Below are 21,500 nucleotides of genomic sequence, written 5' to 3'. Positions count from 1 at the left end.
TTTTTTTTATTACAGACTCGATACTTATGCTGATTAATTCTTTTCAACAAATATAGAAACTAGTACTCTGCTATTGGCGTGGTTAGCTGATCTTTTACTTTCAAAAGCAAAGTAAATCTTAATCGACATCAATCATAATTCCACATAATTTCCATCAACCTCTTCATCATTTACAGAGGTTACTCCGTAGTTTCCTTCTGACTGTTGCCTCTCCTGTTCTACCAGCTTCTATTTCAATACGCACCTCTTAACTTTTCTCCTAGCAATTATCAAAATATGTCATATAAAATTGTCCCTTCAAGTTTCCTAGAGGTTGATTTATCAGCTCAAAGTTAACCACAAATCCATTGAATACGCTCCTTCAGGTTCAGTATAATTAATTTAAGATAAAAAAGAATAGAGGTGATCACTACGAAAGAGATCCATATAGCTGAAAATATTGCTCGCAAGCGAAAAGAAAAAGGTGTTACGCAGGAAGAATTGGCAAGTTTCATAGGCGTGTCCAAAGCCTCTGTCTCAAAGTGGGAAACGGGAAACAGCTATCCCGATGTCCATTTTCTACCACAGCTTGCCGCCTATTTTAATATCAGTCTGGATGAACTGATGGGCTATGAACCACAATTGACGGATGAAGAAATTCGTGCACTCTATACAAAGTTAATCGATGAATTTGCCGCAAAACCACTGGATGAAGTGTTGGAACGCTGCCGCGTCATTGCCAAGAAATACTATGCTTGCTCTTCACTGCTCTATCAAATCGCAATTCTTTTACTCAACTACGCTCCCGAAGCAGAAAATGAGGCTCAAAAAAACACCATAATTGCTGAAGCAAAAGCGCTATTTGTACGTGTAAAAGAGTTGTCCGAAAACATCGAACTGAGGAGGCTCGCCCTTCAAAGTGAAGCTCTTTGCGAAATGATGTGTGACAATCCGCAAAACATCGTCGCACTATTGGAAAAAGAAAACAGGCATGAGCCGCAACCATCCATCGGGACACTGTTATCCCAGGCACACCAAATGCTTGGCAATCAAATGGAGGCCAAGATCATATCGCAAGGTAGTGTTTTTGATGCTGTGATCACTCTTTTTTATGAGATCACATCGCACCTTTCCATCTGCTCCGATAATGCCGAAGAATTTGAAGCAATTTGTCAACGCACACTAGCTTTAGAGGATATTTTTAAGATACGATCCCTTTTTCCTTTACCGGTTCTATCTTTCTATATGACGGCCGCGCTGGGATACCTGAACCTTAAAGACAATGACAAAGCCCTTACGATGTTGGAAAACTATACCCTGCTTGCTTCGGAGCCTATTTTTCCGCTTGGCATAGAGTCCGACGACTTTTTTCCATTAATCAAAGAAGCCAGAGAAAGGCAGATGTCGGGAGGTTCTATTATCATGCCAGTGCTGCCTCGCGATGAGCGGGCCATGAAGCGTGAAATTGTTAGTGCGGTGCTGGAAAATCCGGTGTTCTCTGTGCTGTCTGACTTGCCGCGTTACGAACGGCTGGTCGACAAATTAAACGTATTGCTGCGAGACTGACGCGACACCAAAAATCAGTCAAATCAAACTTAGGAGGTTCTTATTATGTACTGTGCCAACTGTAAAAAAGAGATGAAGGATTCAACAACAAAAATGGAGGCTCCCGGTAAAGAAAGTACCGTTGAAGTGGTGAATATACCTAGTTCTATTTGCCCAAACTGCGAAGCGCAGGTAGTTGACAGTATCACCGCTGCCCTAGTGTATAAGAGCGCAAAAAAATGCAAAGAGGCCACCCTAGATTTCGACAAACTAAGTGGCATTGGTATTATGGCGGGGAAATTATCGAAGTAATATCGGGATTCGTTTTATACCCATTACTCCTGCTTTATCGGAAAAACTTAACATTAATAATTTAAAATCTATGGCCTCATAATTGGGGCCTTTTTTATGTGTGATAAGCGTGGTTAACATAAATAATTTATCTAATATTCAGCCTCTCTTCATTTGCTATAATAGGATAAAAAGGATGTGAGTCTTTTGATTAAAAATTATGATGCTTTTTTCAAGTTTTCAATTGCTCCTTGTATATTCTTCTTTTTCCTGGCGAGTTTTTGGAATAGTTCGGCGTTGGAATTTGCTAAAGGTTTTTCAACTTCATTATTGTTGGTAAGTATCTTTTTTGAAGTCAAAAATGAGCGTAATACTAAAACGAGCTAGCTGATCTAGTTCGTTTTTTTGTGCTTTCATTCATTTGATTTCTTCAAAACAGTACGCTTATTCTCTACCGTTCTTTTTCAGGACTGCATTTATGGTACTATTTATATAAATGACTATTAGGAGGAAAATTATGATTACGTTGGAACAATTTGACGAAGTTGACATGAGAGTTGGTACGATTACCGCCGTTTCCTTGAATAAAAGAGCCAGAAAACCGGCTTATAAAGTGACGGTTGATTTAGGAGAATTTGGTACTAAAACAAGTTCTGCACAGCTGACTAACTATGAGCCAGAAGAAATTATCGGCAAACAAGTTGTTTGTGTATGCAGCTTTGAACCCATCCGAATTGGCGATGTCAAAAGTGAGATTAGAATACTAGGCAGTGATACTGAAGATGGCTGTATTCTATTAACCTCTTTGGGCAAAGTGAAAGACGGAAGCAAAATATTTTAAAATGAATTTTGATTGGACCACTTGTTTTCGGATAAGTGGTCTTTTTTCGTCGGATTACTGAACTTTTTCAATTTGGATCTACTCCAGTTCGATGGTACACTGATACTCATATTCATTTCATTCTCAATTACATAGTCACTTTTCTTGATATTTTTGAAGAAAACAGTTTTCTAAATATGATAAAATTGAAACGAAAAGGAGTGATCTGATGTTTCATTTAGTACTAATACTATTTCCTTTGATCCTTACTGCTTTGATTATTCCAATCCTTTTATTTGGCTTATCTTCAATTCTTATCAGTATTTTTGGTGGTACTGCCATGGCGATTCTTATTAAGGATAGAACAGTAAAGCTTCTGCTTTTTATCGTTTTTGCTATTTTATCAATGGTAGGAGCAGTTTTCTTATTCCCATTTATCGCTATTTATACCCCTCTGCCGCTTAATTATTACCCGATCGTTTTTAATGGGCTGTTTACTTTTATCGGTATCTTTTCAGTTGTCGGGATTATCCAATCACGTTCCCTTCGAAATAAATACGGTAAAATAATCTTTCTATCCATATTCAGCATAATGATTTTGGCGGTGGGAGTACTTCTATTGTTGCAAATTCTTTAAGCTCGGGCGGTTCTACCTTCCATATTATGTTGGAACCTCACTTTTATTAAATTTTATGGAGGTACTATTTTGAAAATTGGAATTATTTCCGCGATGGAATTGGAAATTCAACCCTTGATAGAACGCTTATCTCCTATAGAAACATTCGAATACCTAGGGAAAAAATTCTCTGTTTCAACTCAAAACGATCATCAATTCATTTTGCTCTGCTCTGGGCAAGGTAAAACGAATAGTTCCATTTACACCCAGGTATTGATTGACAAATTCGCTCCAGAGTTGATTCTAAATATCGGTATTTGTGGCGGTATATCTTCTAACTCTTCTTTATCAGACATTTTTCTTGGGAAGAAATATTGTCATTACGACATTCGTAAAAAGCAATCACAGCTCAAATTCCCTTATCAACTCTTTTTCGAAGCAGATAATCATGTCATTCATTCATTTTCATCCCATGATTCAACATTAAAGATAGGTACTTTTGGTACAGGTGAAGGTTTCGTCACTACTTCTGAACAAAGAAACGCATTAATTAATGACTTTCATATTGACTGCGTTGACATGGAATCAGCCTCGATAGCTCAATGCTGCTTTTTAAATAGGGTTCGCTTTTTATCCATACGTGTTGTTTCTGACAAGGCTGATTCTCAGGCGGTTACTATCGGAGAAATGAGGCAAAAAGAATTGATGACAAAAATTTTTGATATCATATGCTTAATCTATAAAATCGACTAAGCTTTTTTATTTAGGGTTCATTCATGTTTTTCTTTCTGTATGTATTTAGGTCGCTCAAGATGATGTTCAAAAACAGGAAAAAGTTTTTATAAATATTTCTTGGAGGCGACATTCTTTTATTACACGTATAAATTTAGGAATATGTCTAGAGTATTTTGTAACGCATCAAAAGATCACTAATCATTGATGGACTACTCGACTATGAACTTTTAGGTTTGATATCTATTACAGATACCAATATGGATTTTAGAGAGGAATTGACGATTCTGAAACGTGTACAAGGTCTTTTCAAAACCATTTCCCCGAGCTACTCTATTTCCTCCGTTAACAGACTAAAAACTAAATGGTATAATCATTGAAAAAATGGAGGATATCATATGAAATTAAGCAGCTCGTTCGAATCATTTGCAAAAGATGCTCCTGAACATCAACAGGCTTTTGGTCAATTAGTAAAAACTTGGGGTGATTTAAGTGCACTGGAGGATAAAACAAATCATTTATCTTATCTCGCGGTCCTTGCGGCAACAGGAAAAACGAGTGGTATCCCATTCCACGTTATGCTGGCAAAAAAATCTGGTGCGTCTAGAGAAGAAGTGATCAGTGCAATCTTAATCGGCCTTCCTGCCGTTGGAAATGAAGTCATCAACGCCCTGCCGATAGCCGTTGAAGCTTACGACGTAAATGAATCGTTAAACTCCTAACAATAGTTAGGAGTTTTTTTACTTGATACTTCCAATTAGCACTACTTATTTTCCTATTTGTCGAAACGCAAAAAACGAACGTACGTTTGACTAAGATTCAGACTACTGCTATCATGTTAATTAAATTGAATCGGAGGGAGTTTTTTTATGATTAATATGTTCTTATCTTCATCATTTTCAGATGTAGCCGAAAAATTTACGAATTATCTCAAGGATTTCCCTAATGAGAGGCGGGTTACTTTTATCCCCACGGCAAGCTTAGTTGAAGAGGTCGATTTTTTTGTTGATGAGGCTAAACAAGTATTTGAAAATTTGAATTTCAGCGTAGATGTATTGGACATTTCAACTGAAAACAGCTCCACGATCGCCAACACTCTCGAAAAAAATGATTTCATTTATATCTCAGGCGGCAATACCTTTTATTTGTTGGAACAATTGAAAGCATCTGGGGCATTTGAAGTGCTACTTTCTAAAATAAACGCAGGTAAAATTTACATCGGTGAGTCCGCTGGCGCCGTAATCACTTCCGAGAATATCGACTACGCTTCTCAGATGGATGACAAATCTAAAGCTCCTACTCTGAATTCATATACCGGACTAAATTTGATTCCCTATTCCCCGCTTCCACACTATAAAGAAGAGCCATTTTCTCAAATCACTATCGATATCTTCAACAAATACGATAAAATAAATGACATGATCCCACTTACTAACAGTGAGGCGCTTATAGTAAAAGACACCTCTTTGACGGTTATCTAAAATATGGTTTTGATCTCTAGCTGCAGGTTTTCCTGCAGCTTTTTTTTGTTTAAAAATGGAGTTATCCCAGCTCGTACCTTAATTAACTTCCCTACTCTTTCTTATCGAGTAATGAAGTGCTAGAATGAATCCAGATAAAACTATATTGCGAGGTGCCGATAATGATTGAATTGATTTTAGGTCTATTAGTACTGATCTGGCCGTTGGCTAAAGTGCCACAACTATTGAAAAACAAACAATTACAAGGGGTTTATTTTACTTCAGATAAAAGAGTTTTTATCCCTAAATATATGAATTTTGGGAATGGCTTAAACACCAATAATAAAATCGGATTTATCATAAATGTCCTGCTTGGTACGCTTTTGATTGTTGCTGGAATCCTTGATTTGGTTAGCTTGGGGTAATTGATTTCCACAATAAACCTCAAGAGTTGCCCTAGTCTTCCGTTAATGAACGAAGAGTTTTCTTAAAGTTTTAGGGAGAATTCATCATGAAAAAAATATGCTTTGTATTAACTGTCAACTTCGGTTCATTATTCGCTGACACGGAGTTTCTGAAAGAGTATTTTTCTAAGGATTACGACGTTTCCCTTAACTATCTTCGAGATAAAGACTCCGTTGATTATTTGGTAGTTCCTGTGCCATTTACTCCTTTTAAAAATGAGAATGATCTTCCAATAATCGAAGTACCGGCAGTCTTATTTATGGAAAAGGATTTTGAAACAATAAAGGACTATATCGATAATTATTTTGCCAGTACGCAAGCAAGAAGCTAACTTAAGTTCACCCAAAGAAGCAGCCTACATTTTATTGTAGGCTGCTTCTTTTCTTTTCTTGATGCAATAAAATCAGGTTCTGCTCCATCCGTAAAGGTGAGTATTATTCATTTATCCTATTATTTTTCTCTGTAATACGCCGTATCTGGAATACCGCCATTTTCCTTAGTAGCAAACAGCGTTGTTCCGCCGTTGTTTCCCATGATAATTCGATCGTAATTTGAGTCAGTTCCATCTACATCTATCCCCTCAGATGGACTGGTTCCCTTCAAAGCAAGCATTAAGTTCATTCCATTAGGTGCAGGAGCCGGATCAAACGACAGGAAGATTACGTTGCTCTGTTTTTCTGGTTTGCTTAATGAAAATTCTGTTGCCCCACCAACTCCTTCACCAGATAAAGTGACTGAACCATTATTGAATGTTAATTGGTAGCCATTTGAATTTGTCCAAGTTCCATTCAAAGAACTATAATCGTTATTCAATATAGCATCTTCCACCAATCCAGTCGTAACGTTTTGTTTCTCTGAACTATTTGTAGCAGCAGTGTGAGATTCTGCTGACGTTGAACTAGTCGTTTTGCTGCTACTTTCAGTGGATTCCATAGCCGAGCTAGAACTTACTTGACTACTTTTTTCTTTTGAACTGTCTGTAGTTTTTGGAGAATTATTTGTACAGCCTACCAATATTGTTCCCGTAAGTGATGCTAGTAAAAGAAATTTTAAATACTTCATTTCTTCCCCTCCTAATTATTTTTCAGTTCTTCCTTAATCCCTTTTATTGTATCACAACCCTTAATTTCGAAAGATTTCTTCTCATTAGTTGTTGCGCCTTTTTTGTGGATCTAGTCAATCATTAGTCAAATGATTAAGCGACACTAGCCAATGCATTCATCGATTAAAAAGCCCAAAAATCATCTCATGCATCTAATCCCACTTTTCACGAACAGGTTTCAATGATCGAACCACGAACATCTTAACTCACTAGTCTATCGTCCAAACAAAAAACGAGATGCCAAGTTACTCGGTCATCTCGTTTGGACTAAAAATTCTTTTATCAGTTTATTAAGTTTTATCTGACAATAAATCAGAATATCTTGTTGATTGTCTATGCTAAGTAAGCTTTCTAAAATGGCTATAACCTATTTTCCTCTTCTATATGACGACCCTATCAAACCCTCAACTACTCTCTAACAAACGGCATACTCATACAGCGTGGGCCGCCGCGGCCGCGAACGAGCTCGCTTCCTGGGATTGTATTTATTTTGACGCCGGCTTCTTTTAATTTCTTATTCGTGATTGTATTACGGTCATAGACGATCACTTCGCCGGGAGCGATTGCTAAGGTGTTCGCGCCATCGTTCCATTGCTCACGAGCAGCTGCGGTGATATCGTTGCCACCGCAGCGAATTAGTTCGACAGCGGGCAGATCAAGATAGCGGCACAAAATATTTTCTAACGTATCCTTTTCTTCACTGATTGTCACTTTTTGATTGGCTTTGATCAGCGAGTAGACCACTAAGTCCCCTTCGATCTCTGGATGAATCGTAAATTTATCCTGATCCACCATCGTAAAGACGGTGTCTAGGTGCATAAATTTCCGTTCTTCACCAATATTGAAGGCCAGTACCTGTTCAAAGCTTGGCTCTGCTTCAAAAATGCGGGCGGCTAATTTTTTGATGGATTCCATATCCGTTCTTTGAGAGATTCCAACAGCTAACACCTTACTGGAAAGCACTAGCACATCGCCGCCTTCCAGTCTCGTACTGTCTTCACGATCGTACAACAGATTCACAGGATTCTTCACAAACATGGGATGATGGTTGAAGATATACTTTGCATATAAGGTCTCTCTGCGACGGGTTTCGGCATACATTTTGTTCAGTGCGATGCTGCTTCCGATTGTCGAGAAAGGATCACGGGTAAAATACAAGTTCGGCATTGGGTCAATATAAAATGGTGAAGTTTCATCCACTCTGCTAGATAGCTGATTTCGTTTCAACCCTGCCATCGTATGATCAATAAACACGCGATTGTCTTTAATCGCTGAAAAATACCCAGTAATTTCTTTGCGTATATCAGCATCAGTGATGACCGCTTCATCTAAATACTCCTGCAAAAATTCCTGCTTGATGCTGTCACTGGTTAAGGATTCCGCAGCTAAATCTTCTAAGTAAAGAACATCAACACCTTTTGACCGAAGGGTATCCGCAAATAAATCGTGCTCCATTCTCGCTTGATTAAGAAATGGGATGTCGTCAAACAACAGCTGCTCCAAATAATCGGGCATCAAGTTTTCCAGCTCCTGTCCAGGCCGATGCAGAAGCACCTGTTTCAATGGACCGATTTCCGAAAAAACATGGATTGGTTTATTCATAAATTCTTCCCCTTCCTCTCAATGTGTACGCGCTCTCAATTACAGGCATGATATTCGGTACTCAAAAAAGAATGCCTAATAGAAGTATAAATGGGAATTTCTGATATTCCAAGTTCCCTGCTGTGTCAAAAAGAAAAGAGCCTCGAAAGACTCTTTTTTATAAAGTACCCTGTTCATCTGAAAAACTCAGAATCTTTATGATCTTTTAACGCTTTATTCTGGAGTCTTAAGCAAGTCCCACTCATTCATCCCGATCTTCAAACGCCAACAGATAACTATACATCTGACCACCTTCGAAAATCTTCATTTCGATCGTATCCCATTCCTTGTGCTCCAAAAGCTTATGAACCAACTCGCTTTCGATCTCCGTTCTAGTTATCGTCCCCGAATCATAGAACTCCCTATCAGATAGTTCATTCCCTTCTTCTCCTTCATACCTTGAGTAAATATCATAAATGACCACCACATCACCAGTTTCCAATGAATGTTTTTTATTATCATCAAATAGCATGATGTCACAGCCAAAATTCTTTAGATTGTCCTCTTTATCATCGGCGTACCAATCATAATAGGGATCATTTCGCGCAAGAATTTCTTGAATATCATCTATTTGTTCATTGGTAATTGCCTCATAAGTGATTCTATTGTAGATTATCTCGTCTTCATCTTCATCATATTTTAGTTCAAGACGGTATAGAATATTCCCAGCCTGATCCAATAGATTAAACTTTAAGACCTTCAGTCCATTCAACAGAGTGATCCAAATCACGCGACCCGGGCGATAGTCGCCATAAAATAGTTGAGTTTTTTGATATTCCACTCTCACCTTTTCATCCTCCTCGGCAAAACAGTTGTTCTCGCCCTCATTATACAACGAAGAAATCTAGCGCGACTAGTTTATTTCAAGCGATAAGAACCCTATTTTTCGATCGATAAATTAAGAAATTGACTCAGTTTATAGCAATCATTTCACTACTTTTTGCGTAGGTAGTTTTTATATCTTTTGATAGTTGTCTATGTTTCAACGAAAGATGGAAATATTGAAGATAAGAACATCCAAAGAACTTTCGACTAAGAGACTAAGTAGTATGAATGATATAGCCAAACGGTTAAATAAAATTAGTTCCTGATTGCTAATGGCCTATTTTATCAACTTTATAATCTTCCACAATCGATTCGTATTCCCATATTTTTAACTTAATCCATACAAAATCAAAAAACACCCGCCCTCCTCAGATCTCCAAGGACAGCTAGGTGCATTAATTGTGTACTTTCTTAATCATTCCCATACTTCAACTCATCTGCATCTAAATAGACCTGCTCATAAACTGTTTCATCCAGCCGGTATCCTCTTCCCCAACAGGTTTCGATAATCGGGCCTTGAATATGCTGACTCGCTAACTTATCTTTCAAATGTTTTACCATCACCGATAGTTGGGACATGCTGGAGTTACTTTTCTGTCTATTCCACATCCGCAGGCAGATTTCTTCTCGTGAGATAGTTTGCTTTTCTTGCTCGTAAAGAATGCGGAACAATTTTAATTCGCCACCGCTTAATGTTAGAGCGGATAGAGGACGTTTCTCTTCAGATTTTGGTAGGAAGACGATCTTTCCTTCTTTTCTGATGTTGTTACAGCTAAGTTTTTCTCTTAGCGATTCGATTGAAGGACGGCTCTCGATCCATTCGGTTACGCCAAGCTCTTTCCATTCTTCTAACTCTGTCTCAGGCAATCGCTCGTCTGATTTTCGGAAGATTGGGATTGAATATGCACTTAGAGTCCGCACGAGTTCTTTCACTTCCGCATTTGCCAACGTCTCGCTTAGAATGATCTGATGGAACATCTTAATAAATTCGTTGTTGGCATCTTTTACTAGACACAGGTCAATTAACTCTTTCGAGATAAACACTTCATGCCCTAGTTGCCTCAGGCGTTTTTCAAAAGCTGGTTCGTTCATTGGATTATTGGTTAATAGTAGGATCTGACTCATTTGAATTCCTTCTTTCTGATTGGTTCATAGTTTAGATACTGATGCTTTTGGGATAATTTCGAAACTCGCCTTTCATCAAACATTGATAGAAGTAGGCGTTTAATTGATACCCTTCACCCCAAAGCGTCATTACCGCATCTTCAATTCCATAGGCCTCTGCTACTTTCTTTCGAATTTTAGTGACGGAAGAAGACAATTGGCTTAGTTTTGAATTTTGATTCTTCGACCGCCAACCGTGACACAGTTCATCACGAGCTAGTGACAGATTTTCCGCCGCCATTAACCGATTAATAATGCCTTTTTCCAATTTGGTGAAATGAATGTCCGAAAAATAAAGCGGAAAAGCCTTTTTCTTGAAGTCCGATAGCGGTTGGTCGCCATAAAACGGCTGAACTAATTGACCATTGCTGAACTCGATTTGATTTAACAATGTCTTATGAATCAGTTTTTCACGCAGCCTTTCTAAAGAGGTGCTGGCTAAAATCCAGTCAAATATATGCCAGTTGCTCCATTCTGCGGATGCCTCTTCCGTTGGTTCTTCGCCGACGATTCTCAATAGACAATCCGTGCTAAACTGCTCACCAAAGTCTTTCGCTTCAGTATCTGAGATCGTCTCACTCAAAAAGACCCATTGAAACGACTTCATGAAATGATCCACTCTACCAGAGTTCTCCCAATTTTCCCAGATAGAAACCGACACCAACACTTCGTAGTTTAATTTTTGTAATTGTTCCTGCAAATAGCTTTCAACCGAAATATTCTTCGTTAAGATCAAAATTCGATTCATTTTCCACCTCTTTTTTATGGAATCTAAGACAACAACTTGATATGTATAAACCGCCCGATTACTCGAGCGGTCTTGTTTAGTTAGTTAATTGTTGCTGGATCATGACGTAAAGACTAATACTCAACACGACCCACGCAACGGCTAATAAAAACATTCCCCAATTGGCTAATAAATACGTCAATTTCTTTTGTCCTGTCTGCTCACAAAAAGCCAGATCTTTGACTAAGAAAAAGACTGCTAGAAACAACACGATGACGCCCATTCCCGCTGATAACCAGACATAATTGTACATAGTTACTCTCTCACTCCTTGTTCGTAATAAGGAATTGATTTTTTACAAAAATCAGTTTGATTCTCACACCGTATACCATCCAACTAAATCTCATGTAAGTTCATTTAGTACGAAAAAAAGTATTCAACTCAAACTTAAATAAACTGCGAAAAGTTGGACTGGCATTTCTTTATGGCGCAGTGGTTAACGTCCAATCCATTGTTGCGGTATAACTTAAACCAGCAACACCTGAATGAGCTAATAAATCCAGCTCAACATCATTAAACGAATAGTCTAATTGATAGATTCCTTGTGCTCCGCCATTCGTTAATGCCACGGTTGTACTATCAGAAGGAATAGACTTGTTTCCTGCTGAACTGATACTAGATAATGATTCGTTGTGTTTATTGTAATTTTGCACTTCTTTCAAATCACCATTTTTCAATTGAATGGTAGTCGTTGTTGGCAATGTTTTTGAACCACTGGTAAATTGACCTAGTTTAGTCGTTAACGACCAACCACTTAGACTTTCTTGATCCATATAACGGATATATGGATCATAGCCAGCTTGATACGAGCTGCTGTCTAGTCCTTTCGTTTGCGCGTAAGGTTTTACTTCCACATCGCCAAAGCGGAAATCAGGAATGTTGATCAACCCAGCACTACCAGTCGGTTTCAAATTTGGTTCATCTGGATCATCGATTCGGACAAAGTTTTCTGCCGTCATCGGACTTGCCATATTCCCATCAATCTCGATCTCAGCTGGCAATACTTGGTTCACCGCACCTATAGCGGTATCTGTAAAAGTGATATCCGCATAGTTATTCGGTCCACTATTTGGAATACTGACCCCTGCTAAATTGAATCCGCTCGTCCAAGCCCCCGGCGAAACCGTAAAGTTCACAGGCGCACCACTAGCCGGAGTTACAGTTACTTGCGTTGGGTGAGACAAACCAGAAGCCCAGTTGCTTGTGGCTTTTAGTTTCAAATTGTTCAATGCCGATGTTCCTGTATTGGTTAACTTAGAACTCCAAGAAACCGAGCCGCCACTAGCCGTTACTTGCGGTGTTGGGTTCAAATCTAATGTTGCAGTGGTATTTCGGGCTCGATAGTGATAAAGAATTTCTTTATTTCCTTTAATATTGTTAACTGCATAAGAGGCGGACGAGTTTACTATCCCCGCAGCATCTGTCTTGTTTTCCCAACCAACAAAATCCCAAATGCCACCACCTGAATCGGTGATCGTTGTCGTTGCAGAACCTGTGAAATGATCATTGTCATCAATTCCGCTTGATTTAGGATTTCCTGTCATGGGTACAAGGGTTGTACCATCCGCTTGATCGACCCATTTTTCAGTAATTGTATGTTCTGTCTTTTTGTAGATATATTGGATTGTCGTGTTTCCACTAATGACATGAGAGACTGGTGTCGTTTTCATTGCACTCATGGGTTCAGACCCCAATTTCCATCCTTGATATTCCCAATCTGTACCACTAGAATCTGTTTTCGTTGGTGCAGGTGTTTGAGTGAAAGTATCACCATCCGCTTTTGTTTGCCCCATATTATTCCAGGATGGTTCGATTGTTGCAGAGCTTGTATCAATGTACTCTTCATCAAGATTTCTTATAGCTCGTTTATTATAAACAACATGGACCTCATTTTGCGTGTCATTCACCAATGATGCATTAAACCCAATTGATGGCGGATGTGTAGCGTCCATACTTGCCTTATTTCCTTTTCCTTTATACCAACCTTTGTAGGTATAGATAAATCCCGAGTCTGTATAGGTTTTAGGAAGGTTGGAAGCATTTGCCATTTGGTATCCAAATGGCTGATTTGTAATATTTTCATAACGCTCATTGGTATATCCAGAAGGGGCGGGGATCAGGGCACCACTTTCATCTTCAAATACTTCTTTAATTTGATAATACGTTACATAAAATCTAATAGTGTCGCCATCACGCCCATGAAATTGAGCCCCTCCAGAAACAGTAGTCCCGTCTGCATTACCAACCTCCTTGTATCCAAACAGAATATGAGAATACCCTCCGATTACATGTGAAGAACTCCTTGTAAAAGAATAGGTATCATCAGCGTTTTTGCTTGGAGTAAAAGCCATAGTTGCAAGAGTTGTTCTGTTAGGAGGAAAAAGTTCAGAAATAGTAGTCCACTGGTAAGTATCCTTTCTTGGCTCTGTACTTCCTATTGGAGGATAGGCATTGATCTGTCTCACACAAGGCAATGGAGTATTGATTTTTAAGCTTGATACAAACTCTATATAAACATCTCCCATTGATGTAGATGGTTGACTAAATGCTGGAAGATGTAATGCAAAATGATTTTGTCCCGCTGTCTTGGTGATTGATAATGGAACAGCGCTTATGAGCGTATTAATTGTCGACACACCTCCGCTACTAAATCCTCTAGCAGAAACATATCTTGCTTCTAGCCCCATTGAGATAGGTATCTCATTCCCCTGATTATCTACAAACTCTATATATAGGTCCTCAGCAGGTACACCACTTAACCATGCATTACTTTTTTGTGGAAATAACATGATTCCTGCAAAAATGCTCAACATAGTTATCATAGGAATTAGCCACTTCCTTAAATTATTTCTCCTCATACTGTTTTCTCCTCTCCATTTTAAGATAGAAGAAAACTAGCATAAGCAAGAAAACACCCGCAAATGGCAACGCTAAATGAACCAATTCCCCCGTACTCGGCAACAATTTATCATCTGCATAATACCGTGTCGTACCACTTGATCCCCCACCATCATTTCCTAACCATAAAAAGCCATTTTCCTTTTTATTAGTGTCTGGTAGTGAAGATGAACTTTGTGCAATACTACTTGAGCTGGATGAGCCTGAACTAGATGTAGAACTTGAGCTGCTCGTAGATGAAGTAATACTACTGGAACTAGTAGAACCCACAAAACCAACTCCTACATGGTTCTGTGTTGTCTGACTTGCTGCATAGACTGAGGCCCCACTAGTTACCAAACAAAACAATCCAACAAGCACGTATAATCCTTTATTCTTTTTCACGTATCTCCCTCCCTCTTTTGACTAAACGAATAATGAGCCAAGCGGTCACAATAGCGGTCAATGTACCAACAACGTAAAAACTGACCATCCACCAGCTTGGAATGAAGATACGGAAAGCGGTCTGCTTATTCATCTTCTCGGCCATTTCACGAGTAATGGTGAAATCTTCTTTGAAATTCCATGTCTTCGTTTTGCCTTTGATCTTTCCGATGAAGGTATATTCACCTGCCGAAACTTCCTGCATTCCCCAATCAATTTGAAATGGAAAAACGGAATTCGGCGCGATTTTTACATCTTTAAGGTTATTCTTCGCCAGCGTCTTTTCTTGACCTTTAAGAACGATTTTCCCTTCTGCCGCCAGTTTTTCCATTGCTTCTGGATGAGGATTTTGAATACTTGCTTCCAACACTTTACTGCCATAATCGATTTCGGGTTGAAGTTTTGTTAACTTCAAATCAGTTTCTCCATACACAGGCGCAAAATCCTGTTCAGTTAAGACAAGGCCAATCGCATAACCATACGTATTTTTCACTGACATTCCTTTAGAATCTTCTTCCTTTTCTTCGGATTTCAATGAAATTCTTATACCACCAAGAAGAATTCCTTGAAATGATTCTGTGGGTGTCTGAATATCTATCTCTGCTTGGCCTTCTGAGAAAGCATCCACAGTTACTTCCTTATTCTTTGGCTTCGCCACATCTGTGATTGGAAGCTTCATACTTTCATCCGGTTTTTTCTCACGTTCATCATAAGTAATCAAACCATTGCGATTCGTTGCCGCATTGATGACCTCAACAGTGTAGGATTGCTTCTCCGCAGAAGTATTCATGATCTTTACTTGAATCGTTTGGCTTTGTTCTGATTTCATCAATAGATGGTAAAAACTTATCCGATCATTAATCTGGTTCTCAGGTAATACCGCCTGCACCGTGAACCCGGCACGTTTTTCATTTTCTGTAATCCCCTTTGACTCTTTTCCTTCTTCCGCAAAAGTCATACTAGGAAATAGAATCAATACTACTAAGCTTAAAATCGGGAGTAGTCGTTTCATGTTTGGCTCCTTTAGATAAGAACAGGTTGAAGCTGCGATGCAACTTCAGCCTGTCAGTTTTCCTATTTAAATTGAATCAGTCAATGTCCAATCTACAGTACCTTCGTATTGTTCACCTGCTGCAACCGCATTCATTGCTGCTGCTGGAACATTTAGATTGATACTAGTAAATTCTCCTTGCCAGTACCCTTCACCACGACCGTCAGCCGCACTTGCTGCAGTTTCGCCAGAAGCACTCATGATTGTTGAACTAGTCGTACTTAATGTCACTGCTGAAGTTACTGTATCAGGTGTATGAACGGTTGCACTAGCTGTAGTCGGTGTTGCTACCCAACCAGTTGGGTTCATTTCGTTAATATTTTGTGCCATAGTAATTGTTGCTCCTGCTAATGTTTTACTTGATCCACTATCTTGCAAATCAGCTGTTAATTTCGCTTCTAATTTCCAACCAGCAGCACGCGTACCACGCACATCACCGACCAAGAAGTGTTTGGTTGCCGGGTTTGTAGTTCCTGTTCCACCAGTATTTGTTGCTGGACTACCTTCCCAATTTGAGTCGATCGCAATTGTTGTTGGGGTAGTTTGCACAGTTGAAGGTACGGCAGTTTCCGCAAAGTTAAATTCTTTTGGTACATAAATTAAGCCAAAATCAGAAGCTGGCGGTGTTACTGGTGGAACAACGGGTGGTGTGATTGGAGGTGTTACCAATGTCCCTTTCTTAAATGATACTGACCCATTTGACTGACCACCATAAGTCGCCGCATCTGCCGGTAATGCAGTAGTCACTAATACGCCCCCTAAAAACGCCGTGCTTAACAAACCTGTCACTAATTTCTTCTTATTCATCTCTTTCTCTCCTTGTTTTTTATTTTTTGAGCTTTCTATATCAAACGGCATTCTGCCTTCGATATTAAAGAAACTGAAAAATAATCGAAAAGAAATGGTAAACTTATATAGTGCGAATTAGTTTCAGGTTATTAGAATCTTTCTTGTTTTATTTAAAAATAAGAACTACTTTAAAAATCGTTATTCTTAGCTTTCGTTTGTATGTGACGGCTTAATTTGACGGGTTTATGTCGCTATTTTGTACATAATTAAATAACGAAATGTCAAAAAACGCTAAAATATTTCTTAATAAAATCTTTAAAAACAGAGAAATACTTAAATAATATTAACTATCAAAATCTCCCAACTATGTTAGCGCTTACTTAAGATGGGCAAAATTAGTCTATCTCGCAAAAAATGATTAAATTATTTTTAATGTCTGTTCATCTTATATTCTATTATTTTTAATCATCCTGCCAATTCTTCAATGGCATAAACTGCCGTAATACGCTCCTCTAGCATTGAATCTGAGTAAACATCTAACGTCATTTTTGTCGAAGAATGACCTAACAGAGCACTAACTGAAGCAATTCCAACCTTAGCATCTAAACACCGAGTCGCAAAGGTATGGCGAAGTTGGTGGAAATGAATATTCCCTAGTTTTGCCTGCTTGCGTAGTTGATGGAAATGGTATGTTAATACCCGTGGTTCGCACCCTTTACTTCCTATAGAGAATACGTACTCACTTGTATTCTTTTCCTGCAATCCCTTTAATATGTGTTGAACTTTTTGATTCATTGGGATGATTCGCTGTGACGCCGTGCTTTTGACTGAATCGTAGTTCACGATCGTCTTTTTACTTTGACCAATTTGAATTCTATTACACGTTTAATTCACAGATATGATTCCGCTATTGAAATCAACATTCTCCCATCTTAATGCAGCTACTTCCCCGATTCGCATTCCCGTATTCAAAGATAAAGCGACTGCTTGTCCTTTGTCATCACTACTATCATCTACCGCTTCTAACAATGCTCTTTGTTGCTCGATCGTTAATGCATGGACTTTTCGTGTACTTCTTTTTGGAAGTTGGATAGTGTCGCATGGATTCTTATATATGAGAGCTTTCTTCTTAGCATCATTTAAAGTCTTTTTAAGCAGACAAACAACGATATGAATACTGGCAGAGGAGAGATTGTTGAATTGATCCACGACTTCCTGAATTCGTTCAGATGTTACTTGGTACAATGGTAGATTTCCCAAGTTTGGTAGTAAGTAACGGGATAACTTGTAACAATAATCTGAATACGTGGAGGCCTTAATTGTCTTTTGAATATCTTTTTTCCATTGAATGATCCATTCGTCATAAGTCATCAGACTTTTTCCATAAAGCTCAATCATTCTCTCTGATCGTTGTTTTAGAGGAAATAGTTTTTCTCTAACAATTTGATATGTTTTTCCATAGACATAACCATATTTGATTCTGTTATTGTTTTTTCTACCGATTGCATAACGACCTTCCCACCGTCCGTCTTTTCTGTAGTAGATATTGTCTCCTTTACTTGGCTGGCTGTTCATAAAATAACCACTCTTTCTTTCTGTTTTGACGAGCATTCTTGACGGGCATTGCAATTGTTACTTTTCATTAAACTTTCTAGATAGTTTCCACCATTAACTAATCTTAAAAGTTAAAAACGAAGAATAACCTTTAAATTATTATTGCAATTCCTTTTATAATATCCTATAATTTGTAATGTAAAGTTAGTGGCGAACAAATATAAGGTGTTTTTTTCTGGTTATTTGTCAAATTTCTTATTTTTAAATAAAACAAGAAAAAGTAATAACTGATATTTCATACCGATTAATATGTTGTTTTCGCTTTGTCTATATACGAAATAAAATCCAATCGAAACGTCCCAGAAAGCCTGTTATTAGGTTTTTTTCTTTGCCCAGACTCGCTCAATTCTTTCTTTAATGATTCACATTTCACAAATTTTATTCTCCTTCAAAATAAAAGCATAACCACCAAACAATAACAACAACGAATGTAGCTTTTCATGTATTAATCGTCTTTCCAAGCCTAAATAAAACAAAAAAAATCTATTTTTTTCTTTATTGAAACTCGTGTTTTATAGTGTAAAGAACGAGTTTGCGTTATCTTAAATAAAAGATAAAAAGTTTGGGTTTTTATTTTTATGTATACTGAACTCATAAAAGTTTGAGGAGTGATGCACATGGCAATTGAAGCGTTAACAGAAAAAGTTTTTGATGGTAACAAGTTATCTGAGGATTGGTTAGTTTTGTTGGAGGATGCACAAATGTTTAACCGTTATGATCTGGGGAAGATCACCGCGTTGTTAGCTGCTCCATGTGAGTTGGGTACGATCGTGTTACGGGATCAGCAGCATTCTTACTCGGAGGATGGCAGCTTAAAGACATTAGATACATTCTTCCGAACACATCGTTTTCTTGATTATTCATTGACTAAGCGCTGTTTTTCAGCGATTAAAGAGGTTTCTTCTTATAAAGTCCCTTTTGTAAATTGGCACTACACACTATTTCCTTTAGAGAATCCAACGAACTGTCACTGGTTAAATCCGCTAGATATCTATGATTTGAAGACTATTCAGGGGCATTGTTATGCAGAACTGACCAATGGCTTGATCCTTAAGCTGCCCACGCAAATGCGCAGTATCATAGATCAATCAGAAAAGGCGATCTACTCTCTTTGTCTTTTGCGACGTGAGTATTCGATTGCCCTTCAGCACAGTGAAAGACCATTGGAATATCTACAGATGCCGAATACTCCGTTCCTACGATCGTTACAAAACCGTCCCCTGCTCCAGCGCTGGATGACAGACCCGGGAACACTCCAACGGCGCTACTTAACCGAGGCTCTTTTGGATCAAAAAAAGAAATCTTAGTGATGAACAAATTGAAAGACGAACAGAGAACCTTCCTCTGCTCGTCTATTTTTTTGTTCGAGTAAATATTAAGAAATTCTAAAGAGAAATTGAAATTCCAAAATTCCCCATCGTCATTTCCAACGAATTATTCTGTCGATTTCGACCAGAAATATTGTCCTATCAGTAATCCTCTGTAATTCATAGAAACCATTCCGTTGTCAAACCCTCCAATCCTGCATTTCGCAATGAAAAATACAGCCATTTATCCTCTCACTTTTTTATAAACCCGATGAAATCAAGGTTCTTGAAAATATATTGAACAAAAAGGCCGTATTTTTGTTCCCGAAATGCAATTTTCGCGACTTTGACCTAGTTTTGTTTTGTGCTTTATCGTTGAGTCACCGGCCGGAACAAAAATAAAACATGGAGGAATTCAAATGATTCAAAAGTTAGGCACAAAATTACAGGTTCACTTATCTCAACTAGGGGTACAGAAATTAAAAAAAGTCACTTTCCCAAATGTGGTCGATGATCCAGATGAAAATGAAATTATCCAATTGGGAGAAATCATGAAGGACTTAGATAAAGACGGCACATTACTTGATGGTGTGATCGTCACTAGCCAATCGCGAGTAACTAAATAAAAAAGGAGAAAATATATATGAAAAAAATCGTATCAATCTTTAAAACCAGCGCTGGACGCTCACAAACATGGAGCTATGCCGATCCTGGTGAAGGAAAATCCACTGAAGAAATCCGAGGCATTTTAGAACGATTCACCCTGCTGCATCTATTTGAAAAGGACGACGAAAAACTTTTCAACGAAGTTGTTAGTGCGAAATATGTAGAAACCGTAGAAACAATTATTTTCTAGTAGACATTTGAGGAGTGCTTGCACTCCTCTATAAAAGAAGGAGGATAAGAATCCCATGAATGAACAAACGTTGTCTCACCGACAGCTTTTCAATTTGAAATCGAAAACACTTGAGAAACGAATTACTGACTATTATTACGAAACACAAAATAGCAGTTTAACCATTAAATACATCTTAGCTTTGCGAGTAAGACACCAGCTCGGTGCAGAGGAGTTTGCCCATTTCATGAAGGATCTTGTCCGAAAGATTTTCATGAATACCAAGGCTACTCGTACCATGAAACGGTTCTTTCACTACTTTCAGGATTATTTCATGGCACCAGAATGGCGTGCGTTAAGCTCAAAAGTATTTCCTGTACGAAGCTTTGGTCAGAAAGCTGTATCACTTTTTCGTTCCTTAATCCCCTTTGCCCGTCCCGATGAAACGAATGAACCTTGAAATTAGCTAACTAATTACGCATAGAAAAAGACTGAGAGAAAGGAAATAGAAAAAATGATAAATGATAAACATGATTTAGTTGCGACATTTACGAATGGACTTGGCAAAGAGCACAATTGGACGTACAAAGACGTGAACCCTGATCTGCCAGCACCAGCAATCAAAGAAGCTTGCGAATTATTAACAAACTTAGATATTTTTGAACAAAACGGCGTAAAACTATTTGATTCTATTGTTACGGCGAAGATCGTGACGACCAAAGAGACTGAGATTTTTGATGTGAAGAATGATCCGAAAAATGAGGAAAATCAACCTAAGAAGGAACTTCAATCAAAAAATGAAGAGGCAAAAATAGCGAAAGAAGGTTTTCCCGCAGAACCGAAAATTGGCCCCTATTTATTAACAAAAAATGCACCCCAAATCGGAGAATTAAGCACAGAAAAATGTAAAATGAACTCTGCTAGGTTCCCTTCTGTCTCGCTGCCAGCTTCAAAGGTTTCTACTCGTTTGCCACAGACAAGTAGTGGTTATTCGAACTCAGTAAATACTGAAATAGCTAAAAGTCCAACTGCTAATAAGGACACACAGACATCTGTTCAAACGTCAGAGAGGAACAACGTTGGTCTCAAAGAAAGGTTCGCCCGACTCTGGGGCAAGAAAGGAAAGAACAAAGAAGACCCTTCTTGAATGAAATCT

The 21,500-nt window shown here is 38.3% G+C and carries 24 protein-coding genes and 1 pseudogene; 14 read left to right on the top strand and 11 right to left on the bottom strand.

The features are described 5' to 3' along the window. Nucleotides 1-402: 402 nt before the first annotated feature. From PGP85_RS17645 to PGP85_RS17605, 9 genes are all read left to right on the top strand, one after another. A complete protein-coding gene (locus PGP85_RS17645; RefSeq protein WP_270328685.1) occupies nt 403-1,545 on the top strand; it encodes a helix-turn-helix domain-containing protein in 1,143 nt (380 codons plus the stop codon). A 45-nt stretch (nt 1,546-1,590) separates the two neighbouring features. Continuing rightward, the gene (locus PGP85_RS17640) at nt 1,591-1,836 is read left to right on the top strand and encodes a YgiT-type zinc finger protein (protein WP_270328684.1); all 246 of its coding nucleotides are present in this window, start codon (nt 1,591-1,593) and stop codon (nt 1,834-1,836) included. Nucleotides 1,837-2,332: 496 nt separating this feature from the next. Continuing rightward, a complete protein-coding gene (locus PGP85_RS17635) occupies nt 2,333-2,656 on the top strand; it encodes a tRNA-binding protein (protein ID WP_270328683.1) in 324 nt (107 codons plus the stop codon). A 208-nt stretch (nt 2,657-2,864) separates the two neighbouring features. Continuing rightward, the gene (locus PGP85_RS17630; RefSeq protein ID WP_270328682.1) at nt 2,865-3,272 is read left to right on the top strand and encodes a hypothetical protein; all 408 of its coding nucleotides are present in this window, start codon (nt 2,865-2,867) and stop codon (nt 3,270-3,272) included. A 69-nt stretch (nt 3,273-3,341) separates the two neighbouring features. Continuing rightward, nucleotides 3,342-4,004, top strand: a complete 663-nt coding sequence (locus tag PGP85_RS17625) for a 5'-methylthioadenosine/S-adenosylhomocysteine nucleosidase (protein ID WP_270328681.1) — start codon at nt 3,342-3,344, stop codon at nt 4,002-4,004. A 377-nt stretch (nt 4,005-4,381) separates the two neighbouring features. Then, entirely contained in the window at nt 4,382-4,705 is a 324-nt protein-coding gene (locus tag PGP85_RS17620) for a carboxymuconolactone decarboxylase family protein (RefSeq protein WP_270328680.1), read from the top strand. 147 nt (nt 4,706-4,852) lie between these two features. Beyond that, on the top strand, nt 4,853-5,464 hold the full coding sequence (locus PGP85_RS17615) for a Type 1 glutamine amidotransferase-like domain-containing protein (RefSeq protein ID WP_270328679.1): 612 nt from the start codon (nt 4,853-4,855) through the stop codon (nt 5,462-5,464). A 161-nt stretch (nt 5,465-5,625) separates the two neighbouring features. After that, a complete protein-coding gene (locus tag PGP85_RS17610) occupies nt 5,626-5,868 on the top strand; it encodes a hypothetical protein (protein WP_270328678.1) in 243 nt (80 codons plus the stop codon). Between the two features lie 86 nt (nt 5,869-5,954). Then, entirely contained in the window at nt 5,955-6,239 is a 285-nt protein-coding gene (locus PGP85_RS17605) for a hypothetical protein (RefSeq protein WP_270328677.1), read from the top strand. A gap of 119 nt (nt 6,240-6,358) precedes the next feature. On the opposite strand, the gene PGP85_RS17600 is transcribed toward PGP85_RS17605, so the two are convergent. From PGP85_RS17600 to PGP85_RS17550, 11 genes and pseudogenes are all read right to left on the bottom strand, one after another. Further along, complete coding sequence (locus tag PGP85_RS17600) at nt 6,359-6,970, bottom strand: DUF6287 domain-containing protein (protein ID WP_270328676.1); 612 nt, start codon at nt 6,968-6,970, stop codon at nt 6,359-6,361. Between the two features lie 448 nt (nt 6,971-7,418). Continuing rightward, the gene (gene arcA, locus PGP85_RS17595) at nt 7,419-8,612 is read right to left on the bottom strand and encodes an arginine deiminase (RefSeq protein ID WP_270328673.1); all 1,194 of its coding nucleotides are present in this window, start codon (nt 8,610-8,612) and stop codon (nt 7,419-7,421) included. Between the two features lie 241 nt (nt 8,613-8,853). After that, nucleotides 8,854-9,438 carry a hypothetical protein gene (locus PGP85_RS17590; protein WP_270328672.1) on the bottom strand — a complete coding sequence of 195 codons (585 nt, stop codon included), beginning with the start codon at nt 9,436-9,438 and terminating at the stop codon, nt 8,854-8,856. Nucleotides 9,439-9,887: 449 nt separating this feature from the next. Then, nucleotides 9,888-10,601: a helix-turn-helix domain-containing protein gene (locus PGP85_RS17585; protein ID WP_270328671.1), complete on the bottom strand. Its 714-nt coding sequence runs from the start codon at nt 10,599-10,601 to the stop codon at nt 9,888-9,890. A gap of 31 nt (nt 10,602-10,632) precedes the next feature. Then, nucleotides 10,633-11,388, bottom strand: a complete 756-nt coding sequence (locus PGP85_RS17580; RefSeq protein WP_270328670.1) for a hypothetical protein — start codon at nt 11,386-11,388, stop codon at nt 10,633-10,635. 76 nt (nt 11,389-11,464) lie between these two features. Then, on the bottom strand, nt 11,465-11,680 hold the full coding sequence (locus tag PGP85_RS17575; RefSeq protein ID WP_178981164.1) for a hypothetical protein: 216 nt from the start codon (nt 11,678-11,680) through the stop codon (nt 11,465-11,467). Nucleotides 11,681-11,849: 169 nt separating this feature from the next. Beyond that, the gene (locus PGP85_RS17570) at nt 11,850-14,285 is read right to left on the bottom strand and encodes a WxL domain-containing protein (protein WP_270328669.1); all 2,436 of its coding nucleotides are present in this window, start codon (nt 14,283-14,285) and stop codon (nt 11,850-11,852) included. Beyond that, nucleotides 14,272-14,664 (bottom strand): LPXTG cell wall anchor domain-containing protein, encoded by a 393-nt coding sequence (locus PGP85_RS17565; protein WP_270328668.1) that lies wholly within the window; start codon nt 14,662-14,664, stop codon nt 14,272-14,274. The genes PGP85_RS17570 and PGP85_RS17565 overlap by 14 nt, the downstream gene beginning before the upstream one ends. Before the next feature lie 31 nt (nt 14,665-14,695). After that, on the bottom strand, nt 14,696-15,760 hold the full coding sequence (locus PGP85_RS17560) for a DUF916 and DUF3324 domain-containing protein (protein WP_270328667.1): 1,065 nt from the start codon (nt 15,758-15,760) through the stop codon (nt 14,696-14,698). A 66-nt stretch (nt 15,761-15,826) separates the two neighbouring features. After that, nucleotides 15,827-16,606 (bottom strand): WxL domain-containing protein, encoded by a 780-nt coding sequence (locus tag PGP85_RS17555; protein WP_270328666.1) that lies wholly within the window; start codon nt 16,604-16,606, stop codon nt 15,827-15,829. Nucleotides 16,607-17,053: 447 nt separating this feature from the next. Continuing rightward, a pseudogene (locus PGP85_RS17550) lies at nt 17,054-17,959 on the bottom strand (tyrosine-type recombinase/integrase). An 860-nt stretch (nt 17,960-18,819) separates the two neighbouring features. Here PGP85_RS17550 and PGP85_RS17545 point away from each other — a divergent pair. The 5 genes from PGP85_RS17545 to PGP85_RS17525 all read left to right on the top strand — a co-directional run bounded on the left by PGP85_RS17545 (nt 18,820) and on the right by PGP85_RS17525 (nt 21,491). Beyond that, nucleotides 18,820-19,509: a hypothetical protein gene (locus PGP85_RS17545; protein WP_270328665.1), complete on the top strand. Its 690-nt coding sequence runs from the start codon at nt 18,820-18,822 to the stop codon at nt 19,507-19,509. Between the two features lie 419 nt (nt 19,510-19,928). Further along, entirely contained in the window at nt 19,929-20,135 is a 207-nt protein-coding gene (locus PGP85_RS17540; RefSeq protein ID WP_270328664.1) for a P-loop NTPase family protein, read from the top strand. A 17-nt stretch (nt 20,136-20,152) separates the two neighbouring features. Continuing rightward, nucleotides 20,153-20,365, top strand: coding sequence for a DUF2922 family protein (locus PGP85_RS17535; RefSeq protein ID WP_010741886.1), 213 nt, complete (start codon nt 20,153-20,155; stop codon nt 20,363-20,365). 55 nt (nt 20,366-20,420) lie between these two features. Further along, complete coding sequence (locus PGP85_RS17530) at nt 20,421-20,804, top strand: hypothetical protein (protein ID WP_270328663.1); 384 nt, start codon at nt 20,421-20,423, stop codon at nt 20,802-20,804. Between the two features lie 54 nt (nt 20,805-20,858). Continuing rightward, nucleotides 20,859-21,491: a DUF2922 domain-containing protein gene (locus tag PGP85_RS17525; protein ID WP_270328662.1), complete on the top strand. Its 633-nt coding sequence runs from the start codon at nt 20,859-20,861 to the stop codon at nt 21,489-21,491. The last annotated feature ends 9 nt before the right edge of the window (nt 21,492-21,500 follow it).

This window comes from Enterococcus malodoratus (assembly GCF_027659535.1).
Classification (GTDB): Bacteria; Bacillota; Bacilli; order Lactobacillales; family Enterococcaceae; genus Enterococcus_A; species Enterococcus_A malodoratus.
The sequence above is the reverse complement of the archived record's forward strand: the minus strand, read 5'-3'. Positions and strand labels throughout refer to the sequence as shown.